The 13,130-nt window shown below is 68.9% G+C and carries 12 protein-coding genes and 2 pseudogenes; 6 read left to right on the top strand and 8 right to left on the bottom strand.

Going from position 1 to position 13,130, the window contains the following annotated elements:
* Positions 1-5 precede the first annotated feature (5 nt).
* Positions 6-478, bottom strand: a pseudogene (locus tag CBM2586_RS22935) (RES family NAD+ phosphorylase).
* Positions 479-601: 123 nt separating this feature from the next.
* Positions 602-1,561, bottom strand: a complete 960-nt coding sequence (locus CBM2586_RS22925) for a DNA-binding protein (RefSeq protein WP_115689973.1) — start codon at positions 1,559-1,561, stop codon at positions 602-604.
* Positions 1,562-1,673: 112 nt separating this feature from the next.
* Here CBM2586_RS22925 and CBM2586_RS22920 point away from each other — a divergent pair, with 112 nt between their 5' ends.
* The gene (locus CBM2586_RS22920; RefSeq protein WP_115689971.1) at positions 1,674-2,795 is read left to right on the top strand and encodes a site-specific integrase; all 1,122 of its coding nucleotides are present in this window, start codon (positions 1,674-1,676) and stop codon (positions 2,793-2,795) included.
* A 242-nt stretch (positions 2,796-3,037) separates the two neighbouring features.
* Complete coding sequence (locus tag CBM2586_RS22915) at positions 3,038-3,463, top strand: hypothetical protein (RefSeq protein ID WP_115689969.1); 426 nt, start codon at positions 3,038-3,040, stop codon at positions 3,461-3,463.
* Between the two features lie 52 nt (positions 3,464-3,515).
* Here CBM2586_RS22915 and CBM2586_RS22910 read toward each other — a convergent pair whose 3' ends face one another.
* The 4 genes from CBM2586_RS22910 to cls all read right to left on the bottom strand — a co-directional run bounded on the left by CBM2586_RS22910 (position 3,516) and on the right by cls (position 6,633).
* On the bottom strand, positions 3,516-3,695 hold the full coding sequence (locus CBM2586_RS22910) for a hypothetical protein (protein WP_115664533.1): 180 nt from the start codon (positions 3,693-3,695) through the stop codon (positions 3,516-3,518).
* A 77-nt stretch (positions 3,696-3,772) separates the two neighbouring features.
* Positions 3,773-4,102, bottom strand: coding sequence for a hypothetical protein (locus CBM2586_RS22905; RefSeq protein WP_115689967.1), 330 nt, complete (start codon positions 4,100-4,102; stop codon positions 3,773-3,775).
* A gap of 325 nt (positions 4,103-4,427) precedes the next feature.
* Complete coding sequence (locus CBM2586_RS22900; RefSeq protein WP_115664539.1) at positions 4,428-5,072, bottom strand: TetR/AcrR family transcriptional regulator; 645 nt, start codon at positions 5,070-5,072, stop codon at positions 4,428-4,430.
* Between the two features lie 124 nt (positions 5,073-5,196).
* Positions 5,197-6,633 carry a cardiolipin synthase gene (gene cls, locus CBM2586_RS22895; RefSeq protein WP_115664541.1) on the bottom strand — a complete coding sequence of 479 codons (1,437 nt, stop codon included), beginning with the start codon at positions 6,631-6,633 and terminating at the stop codon, positions 5,197-5,199.
* Positions 6,634-7,063: 430 nt separating this feature from the next.
* Between cls and CBM2586_RS22890 the strand changes: the two genes are divergently transcribed.
* Positions 7,064-7,819 (top strand): response regulator transcription factor, encoded by a 756-nt coding sequence (locus CBM2586_RS22890; protein WP_115664544.1) that lies wholly within the window; start codon positions 7,064-7,066, stop codon positions 7,817-7,819.
* 8 nt (positions 7,820-7,827) lie between these two features.
* On the opposite strand, the pseudogene CBM2586_RS22885 reads toward CBM2586_RS22890, so the two are convergent.
* Positions 7,828-9,238 (bottom strand): annotated as a pseudogene (locus CBM2586_RS22885) (diguanylate cyclase); the annotation flags it as partial.
* A gap of 246 nt (positions 9,239-9,484) precedes the next feature.
* Between CBM2586_RS22885 and CBM2586_RS22880 the strand changes: the two are divergent.
* The 3 genes from CBM2586_RS22880 to CBM2586_RS22870 all read left to right on the top strand — a co-directional run bounded on the left by CBM2586_RS22880 (position 9,485) and on the right by CBM2586_RS22870 (position 12,414).
* Positions 9,485-11,110 (top strand): methyl-accepting chemotaxis protein, encoded by a 1,626-nt coding sequence (locus tag CBM2586_RS22880; protein ID WP_115689965.1) that lies wholly within the window; start codon positions 9,485-9,487, stop codon positions 11,108-11,110.
* 185 nt (positions 11,111-11,295) lie between these two features.
* Entirely contained in the window at positions 11,296-11,892 is a 597-nt protein-coding gene (locus CBM2586_RS22875; RefSeq protein WP_115664548.1) for an HAD domain-containing protein, read from the top strand.
* Between the two features lie 153 nt (positions 11,893-12,045).
* Entirely contained in the window at positions 12,046-12,414 is a 369-nt protein-coding gene (locus CBM2586_RS22870) for a 5-carboxymethyl-2-hydroxymuconate Delta-isomerase (protein ID WP_026163988.1), read from the top strand.
* Between the two features lie 245 nt (positions 12,415-12,659).
* Here CBM2586_RS22870 and CBM2586_RS22865 read toward each other — a convergent pair whose 3' ends face one another.
* The gene (locus CBM2586_RS22865) at positions 12,660-13,118 is read right to left on the bottom strand and encodes an HU family DNA-binding protein (RefSeq protein WP_026163989.1); all 459 of its coding nucleotides are present in this window, start codon (positions 13,116-13,118) and stop codon (positions 12,660-12,662) included.
* Positions 13,119-13,130 lie beyond the last annotated feature (12 nt).

The following is a 13,130-nucleotide window of genomic DNA, read 5'->3' as shown; positions in this document are numbered from 1 at the left end:
CTGCCTCAGGCCAGGCGTGCGTCGTACTGCCAGCGGCGAACAATGGTATCGGCCAGCCGCCGGGCCTGCGCATGCAAGGGGTTGATCAGCACGTTATGCTCTTCCGGGATCACGATGGCGGGCACCAGCAGCAAGGCGCTGGTGCTCGCCCGGACCCACGCCTCGCCGGTGTCGGGGCTGGTCTTGCCGGCGGGAATGGCGTCCCGGCCGACCGGCGCGCTCGCGGCGGTCAAGTGCCTTGCCGCGGCCCACAGGTCATCAGGGATGTCGATCCGGACCAGGTAGCGGTTCAGCGGCAGCCCGGCCGAACCCGGGTGGACCAGCGTTTCCAGGCAAGCCAGCGCGTGCTGGACGCGGCATAGATCAGGAGCGTTCCCTGCCGGTTCCAGCTTCCGCCGGTGGCCCCGGCACCGGCGCCGCTGGCGTCGTCCGCGGTGTAGAGTGGCGTGTCGGTCGCGATGCGCCAGGCCGGCCTCAAGCGTAGGCCCCGCTCAGCATCCTGGCCACCAGGTCAGAGACGATGCGCTGGCCCGCGATGGTATCCATCAACTCGGCGGACGTTGCCCGCCCAGCGCCGGCAACGGCGGGAAGCACCGGTCGGCTACAGTCCGCGGCCACGCCGTCGCCCTTTGCCGACCGATAGCGCAACGCGGGCCGGCCGGCTGCGCCGGGGCGGCGCTCCGGCGGTGGGGGATTCAGCGGGTGCCGCGCTGGCCTGCTCCCGGTACTCCGCGAGCAGGCTTTCCCGCTGGCGCACCCGCTCTTCCAGCACCGCGATGGCCTGGCCAAGCCGGCTCATTTCGCTGCCCTGGCGCGACGCTGCTTCCGCAGCCCGCGCCAGGCGTTCGACCGCCGCCTTGCGTTCGGCCTCGACCAGCTTCTGCGCTTCCCTGGCGGCCACGCGCGCCGCATCCAGTTCCAGCGCCATGCGCCGCTCATTGGCGGCGGTGCGCTGCATCAGCGTTTCGCGCTCCTGGTCCCATGCCGCCCGCCGGGCATCGAAATCGCTCTGCATGGCCTGGCGCCCGGCCAGCGCCGAGGCATGCTCGGCGCGCAGCGCTTCGGCTTGCTGCTGCCATCTGGCCGCAGCGGATTCGGCCCGCACGGCGCGCTCGGCCGCCTCGTCGCGCGCCCGGGCCAGTTCCGCCATGGCAGCCTCCGCGCCCTCGAGCCGCGCCTGCATGAGCTGGCGTTCCTGTGCCAGCGCCTCGCGCTCCTGCTGCAGCGCCGTGCCGGCCTCCGCCAGCGCGGCTTGCCGCTGCGCCAATGCGGCTTCGGCCGAAGTCGTGGCGCTTTGCAGCGCTGCCTCCCACAAGTAGCGTGCGGCCTCGATGACCGGTTCGGGGCAGCCCGGCGCCGGCGCGAAGCCCTGCCGATCCTGGATCCGCCCTCCCAGCGCAGCAAACCAGGCATCCAGGTGCGGGCTGACCGTGTTCGGCGAGCCTCGCCCCAGATGCAGGCGGATGCGTTCGATGGTGGGCCGCTGGCCAGCCTTGAGCAGGCTGTCGGCGGCCTGCCAGACGTCGTCGCGGGTGATGCCTCGGCTGCGGAGCGTTTCCATGAGTGAAATCGGGCGGCTACTTAAAAATCACAAATAAGGTTCGATAATGGAGGCTTATCGATTGTTATCCTCTATCATCGTATGATATATTACAATATACATCATATTTAATATGATCAGAATTCGAGACGCCCACGAGGCCTACTTCCCACCGATTCCCGCTGATGTCGACTTACCGGCCCCGCTCCGCACGTCCCAACTGGATCCTCTCGCCGAGCAGGCGGCCAACGCGTTGCGCCGGGAAGGCGAATCCCGAAACACCGTGGCCAGCTACCGGTCCGCATTGCGCTACTGGTCTGCCTGGCATGCCCTGCGCTACCGGCAGCCGGTGCGGCTTCCGCTTGCGCCCGCCGTCGTTATCCAGTTCATCGTCGACCACGCAACGCGCCAGACGCCGCAGGGGCCTGTCTGCGAAATGCCCGCGGCGATCGACCAGGCGCTGGTCGCTGACGGATGCAAGGCACGACCCGGCCCGCCCGCGCTGTCCACGCTGACCCACCGACTCGCGGTCATCGCCAAGGCGCACTTGTTGCAAGGCCTGCCCAACCCGTGCGCCGATGCCGGCGTGCGCGAGCTGATGGCCAGCACCCGCCGCGCCTACGCGCGCCGTGGCCACCGCCAGGCACGCAAGGCCGCCCTGACGCGCGCGCCGCTGCTGCGCCTGCTCGGTACCTGCGATGACTCGCTCGCCGGGCTGCGCGACCGCGCGCTGCTGCTGTTCGCGTGGGCCAGCGGCGGGCGGCGGCGCTCGGAGGTCGCGCGCGCCACCATGGACAACCTCACACGCATGGGGCCCGGGGACTTTGTCTATGTGCTGGGCTGGTCGAAGACCAACCAGTCAGGCGGCGAGCACGCCGATACCGCCAAGCCTGTCACCGGCGCCGCCGGGCAGGCGCTCGAGGCATGGCTGGCCGCCGCGGGGATCGAACACGGCGCGCTGTTTCGCCGCATCCGGCGCGGTGGACATGTGGGAGAAGGCTTGTCGGATGCGGCGGTCAGCCGCATCGTCAAGGCGCGTTGCGCGCTGGCGGGGCTGGACGGCGATTATTCCGCGCATTCGCTGCGCTCGGGCTTTGTCACGGAAGCGGCGGCGCAGCAAGTGCCACTGGCTGAAACCATGGCCATGACGGGCCATGCCAGCGTATCGACGGTGGTGCGTTATTTCCGCGCTGCGGATGCGCGGCGCTCGCGCGCGGCCGACCTGCTGGCACCGGATGCCCCCGATAGCCCCTGAGCGACTCGCCATGTCCGCCAACCATGCGCCGCAGCCGGCGCAAATACGGGTATTTCGCTAGCCGGCGCCTCTGGCTCGCCCTGCGGGGCCTGCCTATACTGGCAGGCGCGCGGGACAGTGCCGGCACCGGCCGGACGCCGCGCACGGAACATCCGGCAGACAGTCACCGCCGCGCGAGCGCTGGCGGTACAGGCGCGCGACGACGCACCGCTGCCCGGACCCGATCCAGTGGAAACGCGGAGATGGGCATGCCCAACGAACAATTCCTCGCCACGCAGGAAACGCGCCGCTCAGGTCTGAAGGCGCTGCGCGCGGCCCTGCTGCAGGTTCACAAGGAAGTCATCGGCCACGACCGGGCCCAGTATGAACGACTGAACGGTCCGATTCCGGCCGGCCTGTTTGTCCAGCTGGTGACTGAAGACAAGTACTTCCGCTGGCTCGACCCGCTGTCGCGCCTGATCATCGAGATCGACGAAGAGCTGGAGGCCAAGGAACACCACGACGACACCTGCCGTGCCGTCGGGCGCGCCGCCGAAAAACTCTTCAGCGACGGCGCCGACCCCGCGTTCCGCAAGCGCTACCAGGAAGCGCTGCAGGACGAGTCCGGCGTCATCGTCGCGCATGGGCGGCTGATGTCCGTGATCGGGCAGCTGCGCCAGTTGCCCTAGGGCAGCCGCGCATCCGGACGCAAGACTTCCCCGCGCTTTACGTCCCCGCGCTCTACGTCCCCGGCTTCGACTTCCCGGGCCGGCGTGGCACGTCGGTGTCGACCGCGATCGGGTCGCTGGCGGGGAAGGTTTCCTGCAGTGCCTCATCCAGTTCGCGCTCGATCCGTTCGTCGCGGGAGGGCTGCTGCGCGGGCTTGGGCTGAGGCTGGTGCTTCGGTGCGGGCTTGCTCATGGCGATAAGGCTCCGTTGGCGACCGTGAATCGATGGTAACCCCATCGGCACGGCCTTGCCATGCGGACGCCTGTCGCTCAATGGCCTCTCCCGCCACCTCCTCTGCCCCCGCCATGCCCGCCGCCGTGCCCGCCGCCATGCCAGCCGCCATGACCGCCGTGGCCGTGACCATGCCAGTGATGACCACCGCCCCCGCCATAGATGAAGGCGAAGCTGCCATAGGCGGGCCACGGACGGTAGTACGGATAGCCGTATGCCGGATAGGCGGGATAGGCCGGGTAGGTCTGGTAGTACGGCGTCGACACCGTGTATGCGGGATATGCCGGATACGGATCGCCGGCATACGGGTACGCCACGCACCCCGCCAGCGCGGTCGCGACGAGGATCACTCCGAGTCCGTATTGCATGATGCCCCTCCCCACCGTCAGCGTTCAGCCGCCAGACCTGGCTGGCACGGAAGTTAGACCGCGCGGCGGGCTTTGCATTCCGGCGAGCCGCCCCGGCCTGACGCGGCGGGCCAGGCCATGGGCGTGCGGGTGCCTATATCGGGACAAATTAAAGGCATATTTAAGAAGTGTCCGATATTCACATGAGAATCAACGGAATACATTGTCCTTGCACCCGACCCTGGGTGTCCGACAGAGCCAGGTTGCCCCCCTTCCTGGCTCCTTACGTTGCCACGATGGTCCCCGCCATCGTGGCATTTTTTTATGGCGCGGTAACTGGCCCGAGCTACAAGCCCTGTTCGACCATGTCGAGCACGCGCTGGCCGAGGATCTCCGCCTGCTCGCTGGCACGGCTGCGCAAGGGGCCGTCGATCAGCAGGATCGCCAGGCCGTGCACGGCGGACCACGCCAGGTATTCGGCGCCCGGCCGGCGCTCGGCCGGCAGCACCCCCGCCTCCACCAACTGGTCCAGCGCCGCGCCCAGCAACTGAAACGGGTTCAGGCCGCTGTTGCCCGCCTTGGCCGGGTCGGCGTCGTCCTCCACCTCGTCCGGGACCGAGAACGCGGTGCGGAACAGGCCGGTTTCGGTGAGGGCAAAGCGGAGATAGCCCGTGCCGACCGCGCGCAGGCAGGCGCGGGCATGCGCGGCGGCGCCACGGCCCGGGCGCAGCCCGCCGATTTCGGCCTCCATGGCGATCGCCAGCGCGGACAGGGCCGAGGCGCGCACCGCCTGCAGCAAGTCTTGCCGGCTGGCGAAATGGCGGTACGCGGCATTCGGCACCACGCCGGCGCGCCGCGTCGCTTCGCGCAGCACGATGGCGTCGGGGCCGCCCTCGCGCGCCAGGTCGATGCCGGCGTCGAGCAGCGCACGGCGCAGGTCGCCATGGCGGTAGGTCGCCCGTGCGGGCGGTGCGGAGGCTGCCCGGTTCATGCGGGCCTCCCGGAAAACAAATGACAGTTCATGATGTGCAGAGTCTTATAGTGAACAGTGTACACAATCAAACTGTCACAGGCTCGCTGCATCCACGATGTGAACGGCGCTGGCAGGCCGCGGCTCAGAGGATCGGCGCGAACAGCGTGGCGACGTGCATCGCCACGCGCAGCGGTGCCGGCGCGGCCAGGAACTCGTCCACGCCGACGCGGCGGGCGTGCGCGAAATCGGCTTCGAGCATTGCCGCCACCTGCGCCGCAAAGCCCGCGTCGGCCGTCATCACCATCAACTCGAAATTGAGCCGGAAGGAGCGGTTGTCCAGGTTCGCGGTGCCGATGGCGGCGGCCTCGTCGTCGATCAGGATCACCTTCTGGTGCAGGAAGCCGGGCTGGTAGCGGTAGATCTTGATGCCCGCGGCAATGGCCTTGTGGGCGTACAGCGTCGAGGCGGCATAGACCACCAGGTGGTCTGGCCGAGCCGGGATCAGGATGCGCACATCCACGCCACGCAGCACCGCCAGCCGCAGCACCGCGAACACGGCCTCGTCCGGGACGAAATACGGCGAGGTGATCCACAGCCGGTGGCGCGCCGACTGGATGGCCTCGACAAAGAACAGCGAGCAGGTTTCCTGCGCATCCGCCGGCCCCGACGGCACCACCTGGCAGGTCATGCGCCCGCCCGCCTCCGGCGGCGGCATCAGCAGATGCGGCACCTCGCGCGCGGCCCAGTACCAGTCTTCGGCAAAGGCCATCTGCAAGTCCAGCACGGCGCTGCCGCGCAGCGCGATATGGGTGTCGCGCCAGGGTGCCAGCGGCGGACGCTGGCCCAGGTATTCGACACCGACATTGTGGCCGCCGATAAACGCTTCGCAGCCGTCGACGACCACCAGCTTGCGGTGGTTGCGGAAATTGAGCTGGAAGCGGTTGACGAATCCGCGATGCGTGGAGAACGCCTTCGCCTCGACCCCCGCATCGAGCAGCGTGCGCACGTAGCGGCGCGACATGGCATGGCAGCCGATGCGGTCGAACAGGAAATACACCTTGACGCCAGCCTGTGCGCGCTCGCACATGAGCGCCTGCAGGCGCCGGCCCAGCGCATCGTCGTGGACGATGAAGAACTGCACGATCAACACCTGGCTGGCGCGCGCCATCGCCGCGAAGATCGCCTCGAAGGTCTGTTCGCCATCGATGAGCAGGCGCACATCGTTGTTGGCCAGGCACGGCATGCCGGTCAGGCGCGGCAGCGCGCGCATGCAGGCCTGCGCCGGCGCGTGGACCACGCAGGCGCTGCGGGCCTCGCGCTCGGCCGGGGTCATGCCGTGGCGGATTTCGCGCAGCCGGTCATCGTTGAAGCGGCGCGCGTCGACATAGCCGGCGAAGGTGCTGCGCCCGAAGATCAGGTAAGGCACCAGGGTGAAGTACGGCATCATCAGCAGCGAGCCGGCCCAGGCGATCGCCCCCGGCGCGGTGCGCACCGTCATGACGGCATGCAGCGCGGCCACCACGCCTACGACGTGAAAGGCCAGCACGATGATGGCAATGACACTCGGGCTCTGCAGCATCGGTGGGCTTGTGTCCGCTGACCGGGTCGCGATGCGCGCTATTTTGGCACAGCACGGTCCGGATGTAGGCACCGGTTGCCCGCGCCTGCCGGCGCTGCCTCCTTTTTTGGCACACCGATGGCATGACGGTGCCAGGCCGCTGTCAGGGCCGCGTCGCCCTGCTTGTCCACAGGAACTGTGGACAACTTTCCGTAGCCCCGGAAGCTGCCGGCGCTTCGCGCTCCAGTCCGCCTCGACCACGAGGAACCACGAAAATCGACAGATATTTCAGCAATGTCTGATTGTTTTTCAGACCGCACTTTTAATACGCTTTCTGGCTAGGCAATGCGGTGCGATCGAGGTGCCGTGGCCAGGGCTGTCCGACAGCGGCCCGGCGTGCATTGCCGGCTCTCGCCTTACGGTTCGTATCCTGCCCTGTGGTCCGCCTTCGATGAATATTGCGCTGCTCATGGGCTTTTCGCCCCAACTCCGTACCGTGGCCGAACTGCTGGAGGGCGCCGGCTTCCGTTGCCGCGTGTTCGGGAGCGGCCGCGAGCTGATCCACCACATCAGCCAGGAGCGGTACGACATGCTGCTGATCGACGATGCCCTGCCCGACCTGCCGGCGCTCGAGGTGGTGCTCGCCGTGCGCAGCGCGCGCTCGCGCGATGTGCCGATCATCCTGCTGGCCGCCGACAACAGCGAAGACAAGCTGGTCGATGCGCTCGACGCGGGCGCCGACGACTACGTTTGCCGTCCGCTCAATGCGCGCGTGCTGCTGGCGCGCATCACGGCATTGCGCCGGCGCGTGACCGGCGAGCGCGTGCGCCAGGGCCTGGTGGTGCAGGCCGGCCCCTACCAGCTCAACAGCATGGGCCGCTTCGCCACGCTGCACGGCGAGCGCATCGCCATGACGCCGAAGGAATTCGACCTGGCAATGATGCTGTTCTCGAACGTCGGCCGTGTGCTGGCCGCCGATCGCATCCAGCAGGCGATCTGGCGGCATGAGTTGCCACCGCTGTCGCGGGCGCTGGCCGGTTTGATTTCGCGGCTGCGCAAGACCCTGCGCATCGGCGTGGCCAACGGCATCGTCATCAAGGTGGTCTACGCGCACGGCTACCGGCTTGACGTGCTGGAAGAGAGCATCGCGCCCCGGTTGCCGAAGCCGGCGGCGCGGACCGCCGTGCCCGGTCCCTCGGGCAACTGAGCCGCGCTACGCCGCAGCGTCTGCGCCAGGGACAGGAAATCGAGCACCGCCATGCCGTCGGCGCAGCGCTTGGCCTCGCGCTTGGCCGCGGCCGCCGCGGCACCGATCTGCTGGCTGCCCAGGCGCTGCAGGCCGGCCACGCCCTCGCCGCTGACACACACTACGCCCACCGCCATCGATACCGGCGGAAAGAACACCGGCCGTCCGTGCCGGTCTTCGCCATGCATGCCGCCGGCGGCGCGGTCGGGCGGCGCATACATCGCGCGCGCGGCATCATTGAAGCGCAGGATCGCGGCCCGCATGCGCGCGGCCCAGTCGGCGCTCTGGTACAGCACCTGGAAATCATAGCCGCCCACGTGGCCCAGAAAATCCCGGGCCGGGTCGCACGCCTCGGCCAGGATCGCGGCAGCGCCCTTCAGCATCTCGTCGCCCTTCCAGTAGCCGTACTTGTCGTTGAAAGGCTTGAAGTGGTTCAGGTCGACATAGCAGGCATGGAACTCGCTGGCGGCCTCGATCAGCCGTTCGATATGCTGGTTCAGCGGGATATTGCCCGGCAGGAAGGTAAGCGGGTTGGCGTAGCGCGCTGCTTCCATGCGCACTTCGGTGATCGCCCGGATCAGGTCGGCACCGGTCCCCAGCCCGATATAGCGGCCCTGGTCGGTGATCACGAAGCCGTCCGCGAGCGAGCGCGTGTTCTCGCCCGACAGGATCTGCGCCATGTCCTCGAGGCTGGCACGCTGGTCGAAGCAGGCCGGATCGCGGCTGGCCATGGCGATGCAGGCCTTCTTGCCATAGAGCTCGCGGTGGAACGGCGCGGCGTAGCGGTCGATAAAGGCCTGGCGGCCGATGATGGCCAGCGGCCGTCCTTCGTCGTTGACGACCGCCACCGCCTGCAGCTCGGGCTGCTCCTGGAAGGTGCGCAGCACCGCATCGTTGCTGGCCGCGGGCGACACCGTCGGCGCCGGCCGCAGCAGCCGTCCCGCAGTGATGCCGGACCAGCCCGAGTGCACTATCTGCGGAAACACGGCAATGCAGCGCGATGCCAGCGACTGCTGTACATGCAGCGCGGCCTGCGCCGCCGGCTGCGTCACCGGCCGTCCCACGTAATAGCCCTGGGCGCCGGAAGCCGCGCCACGCGACCAGCGCGGTGCGCGCCGCTTCCACCTCCAGCGCGATGGTGGCGGGAACGCCTTGCGCCAGCCGGAACAGCGCCTCCGGTGCCGCCCACGGCGAGCCCACGGGCCCGCGGATCAGCGCTTCGTAGCCTAGGATGGCGCCGCTGTCGGCCTGTACGATCGGTTGGAATACAGCGTGCAGCGGCGGCAGACGCGTCGGCGCAGGCACGGTCCCGCCCGGGGCAACGCTGGCAGCGTCGGGCGCGTGGTCGTGCCGGGGCGTGGCGACAGTCAGGCCATTCATAGGGAGCAGGCGGGGGATTGGTGCGGAAGCGAGCGGGGCGAGGCGCGGCCCACATTTCATGACATCCACATGACGGCACGATTGCAGTCCATATGGCGCGGGTGTCACGTTGACGTCATGTTGATCGACGACGATCCGGTGCGCCGCAGCGACCGTCCCATACAGAGGACGGCGCCAGCGGCAAATCGGGTCAAGCCCGGGCTGCGCAGGCTGGTCAGGCCGGTGCGCCCGTCTGGAGTCATCTCCGTGTTGCAAGTTTTCAAGACATCCCTGCCCGGCCAGCGTCGGGGAGCCGCCCCCGCGCGCTGGCTGGCGCGGCTGGGCCGCCTGCCGCTGGTAGCGCGCCTGTGCGCCGCCTTTGCCCTGGTCTACCTGTTCGGCGCCGCAGTCGGCCTGACCGGTATCGCCAACCTGGTCTCGATCAAGGCGCGCACCGATACCCTGTACCAGCACGATATGCACGGCGCCATCTCGGCGGAGCGGGCGCAATCCGCGCTGGCCGCGCTCGGGCGCGCCCAGCTGGCGCTGACCATGGCCACCAGCAGCACCGAGCGCGACGGCGCCGCAGACGAGATCGCGGCGGCGCTGTCGCAACTCGATGCGGCCCTGGCCGGCGTGCGGCGGGCCGCCCCGGCCCAGGCGGAGCCACTGCTGCGCGAACGCCAGCGCGCCAGCGAGCTGGCCCAGGCCTACGTGGCGTTGCTGCGCAAGCAGCCGCTGGATCCGCTGCAGTTCGACAGCGCGGTCTCGGTCGACGGCCATTTCGTCACCGAGCAGTTGCAGCGGCTAAGCCGCCAGGTCGAGGCCGTGCGCCGCCAGCAGGAACGGCAGGCCGCCGCCACCGTCGCCAGCGTGGCCGCCAGCCAGCTGCGCGCGCAGGCCTGGATGGCGGCGCTGCTCGGCGCCAGCCTGCTCGCTGCCGCCGCGCTGGCGTGGATCGCCGCGCGCAGCCTGCGCGCCGAACTGGGCGGCGAGCCGCGCGATGCCGCCGACATCGCCCGCCGCATTGCCGCTGGCGACCTGACCGCCCCGATCGCGTTGCGCCCCTCGGACCACAGCAGCATGCTGCACCATGTGGCCGGCATGCGCGATCAGCTGGCCGGCGTGCTGGCGCGCATCCAGGCCAGCGCCAACGAGATCACCGCCGCCAGCCAGCAGATCGCGGCGGACAACCAGGCCCTGTCGGCACGTACCCAGCAGCAGGGCAGCGCGCTCGACGCGACCACTGACAGCATGCAGGCGCTGGCGGCGCACGTGGCCGCTGCGCATATGCAGGCCACCGAATCGAGCGCGATGGCCAGCGCGGCCCGCGTCGCCACCGATGACGGCGCCGCCGTGGTGCAGCGCATGCGCGGCGCCATGGATGCCCTGCACGGCCATTCGCGCCATATCGCCGAGATTGTCGGCGTGATCGAAAGCATCGCGTTCCAGACCAATATCCTGGCGCTGAACGCCGCCGTGGAGGCCGCGCGGGCTGGCCCGGCGGGCCGCGGCTTTGCCGTGGTGGCGCAGGAAGTGCGCGCGCTGGCACAGCGCAGCGCCGAGGCGGCGCGCGAAATCGGCGGCATCGTCGGCAACGCCACGCATGAGATCCAGCAAGGCGCCAGCCTGAGCGGCAGCGTGGTGGCGGCGATGGAGCGCATTGCCGCCACCGTGGGCCACAGCCATGCGCTGGCCGAGGGGTTGCGCACGCTCGCTGACGAGCAGGCGGACAGCGTGCAGGCCGCCAGACAGGCGGCCGCGCAACTGCGCCAGACGGCCCGGCAGAATGCGACGCTGGTCGACGAACTGGCCGGCCAGGCGGCACGGCTCGACCAGCAAGCCGCGGCGCTCGCCGGCGACGTTGCACGTTTCCGCTTCCAGCAGCCGTGACCGGGCAGTCGCGGCAAAGATGTGTCGGGTCGAAACATTTGTCATGACGACGTAACCGGCATTTACGTCTTCCGCGACGAAGTTACAGATATGTTGCAACTGAACCCGCCCTGGTAACGTGACAGCCCGGTTGCGGCGAGTAACCTTGCTTCACACCAACTGAACTGGCACCCGCACAGGAAACCATGGCTGAACGACTCATCATGCTGGACGTACCCGGCGTCCTGTACTCCGACCGCTCCCGCGCCCGCCTGGGCGGCATTCCGGATTCGGGCACGCCGCGCGACGTCAGGTACTTCGACCCGGTCGCGCTTGGCTTCGTGCGCAGGCTGTTCGGCGTGGCTGGCGCCCGTGTGGTGGTATCCGACGCCTGGCGGCGGGGCACCCCGGCCGCCATCCTGCAACAGCTGGACCTGCAGGTCGAAGCCATGACCCCGCCGACCGCCGGCGGCCATGGCGCCGAGATCGAAGCCTTCTTCGCCCAGGGCGCGCGCCCCGTCCATTACGTGATCCTTTCCTGCGCCGCGGCCGAATCGATGCCCGAGGCGCTGCGAGAGCACCTGGTCACGGTCGACCCGGCGCTGGGCCTGACCCTGGCGAATTTCCAGCGGGCCCTGGATATCCTGGGCGTGGCCTGCCCGTCGACGGTCATGCCGGCGCCCAAGCTGGATGCGGGCCTCAAGGCCAAGCTGGCGCAACTGCAGCAGCTGGCACGGGACAACCCCGCCCGCTTTGGCAGCGCGCTGGCACCCGCACGCGAAGTGACGGCGGTCCACGCCTGAGCCGCCGCTGCCCCGCCGTTCCCCAACGGGGCGCCCACGGGCGCCCCGTTTTGCATCAGGCGACTTCGCTCGGCCTGGCCTGAGCGGCGCGGCGATCCCGTATCATGCTCGCTGTCGCCGGCCCCGTGCCGGAGCCTTGTGCCAGGACCCGCCATGCCTCACCTTGTCATCGAACTGACTGAAAACACCCGCCTGAACTGTTCGCAGGAAGAACTGCTGGACGAGGCCAATGCCGCGCTGCTGGCTTCCGGCCAGTTCCAGGAGGCGGACATCAAGTCGCGCTGCATCACGCTGTCGACCTACCGCCAGGGCATCGACGCCGTCGAGCGCGCCTTTGTCCATGCGCGCCTGTCGATCCTGGACGGGCGCGATACCGCCGTGCGCCAGGCACTGGCGCAGGCGGTCTGCGATGTGATTGCCGAAGCCGTGCGCTCCGGCGGCGGCACCGGACAGAACGTGCAGGTGTCGGTGGAAGTCTGCGAGATGGCGCGCGCCACCTACGCCAAGCAATTGGTGGCCTGATGCGCCACGCCGTCGGGCGGCCGCCCAATAAAAAACCCGCGGCCATTGCGGCCGCGGGCGGAAGCTTCAGGAAGACTCCGGAAGCTCTGTCATGGGGAGCGCCCCCGCACCCATGACGTAGTCGATTCTAGGTGGGCGACATGGCCACCGACTTGACCTGGATTAAATGCTGCCGGATTGATGCCGGCGGCCAGAAAAAAAAGGAGCCGGCAAGCGGCTCCTTTTTTCTGGACAACTGGCGCAGATCAGGCTGCGGCGTCCTTCAGCTTCTTCAGCGGACGGACCTTGACCTTGACGCTGGCCGGCTTGGCCGGGAACCAACGCTCTTCACCGGTGAACGGGTCCTTGCCGAAGCGCTTCTTCTTGGCCGGCACTTGCTGCGCCGTGACCTTCAGCAGGCCGGGCAGCGTGAACTCGCCAGCGCCCTTCTTGTTCAGCGCGCCGACGATGGTGTTTTCCAGGTGGGCCAGCACCGTCTTCACGGTTTTGGCTTCCAGTTCCGTCTGGGCTACCAGGTGAGCGACCAGGCTCGACTTGTTGAAGGTGTCCTTCAGCGGGCGCGCAACGGGCGCAGCGGCGGGAGCAGCCTTCTTGGCCGGCGTGGCCTTCTTGGCGGCAGCCTTCACGGGTGCCTTGGTTGCCGCAGCCTTCTTGGCGGCGGGCTTGGTTGCAGTCTTCGCGGTCGGTTTCGCTTTGGTCGCCATATCGATATTCGT

The sequence above is a fragment of the Cupriavidus taiwanensis genome, assembly GCF_900250115.1.
GTDB lineage: Bacteria > Pseudomonadota > Gammaproteobacteria > Burkholderiales > Burkholderiaceae > Cupriavidus > Cupriavidus taiwanensis_B.
The sequence above is the reverse complement of the archived record's forward strand: the minus strand, read 5'-3'. Positions and strand labels throughout refer to the sequence as shown.

Bases quoted from the DNA above. Each gene is read 5' to 3' on its own strand.
- CBM2586_RS22925 (WP_115689973.1), bottom strand. From the start codon at position 1,561: ATGGAAACGCTCCGCAGCCGAGGCATCACCCGCGACGACGTCTGGCAG.
- CBM2586_RS22920 (WP_115689971.1), top strand. From the start codon at position 1,674: ATGATCAGAATTCGAGACGCCCACGAGGCCTACTTCCCACCGATTCCC.
- CBM2586_RS22915 (WP_115689969.1), top strand. From the start codon at position 3,038: ATGGGCATGCCCAACGAACAATTCCTCGCCACGCAGGAAACGCGCCGC.
- CBM2586_RS22910 (WP_115664533.1), bottom strand. From the start codon at position 3,695: ATGAGCAAGCCCGCACCGAAGCACCAGCCTCAGCCCAAGCCCGCGCAG.
- CBM2586_RS22905 (WP_115689967.1), bottom strand. From the start codon at position 4,102: ATGCAATACGGACTCGGAGTGATCCTCGTCGCGACCGCGCTGGCGGGG.
- CBM2586_RS22900 (WP_115664539.1), bottom strand. From the start codon at position 5,072: ATGAACCGGGCAGCCTCCGCACCGCCCGCACGGGCGACCTACCGCCAT.
- cls (WP_115664541.1), bottom strand. From the start codon at position 6,633: ATGCTGCAGAGCCCGAGTGTCATTGCCATCATCGTGCTGGCCTTTCAC.
- CBM2586_RS22890 (WP_115664544.1), top strand. From the start codon at position 7,064: ATGAATATTGCGCTGCTCATGGGCTTTTCGCCCCAACTCCGTACCGTG.
- CBM2586_RS22875 (WP_115664548.1), top strand. From the start codon at position 11,296: ATGGCTGAACGACTCATCATGCTGGACGTACCCGGCGTCCTGTACTCC.
- CBM2586_RS22870 (WP_026163988.1), top strand. From the start codon at position 12,046: ATGCCTCACCTTGTCATCGAACTGACTGAAAACACCCGCCTGAACTGT.
- CBM2586_RS22865 (WP_026163989.1), bottom strand. From the start codon at position 13,118: ATGGCGACCAAAGCGAAACCGACCGCGAAGACTGCAACCAAGCCCGCC.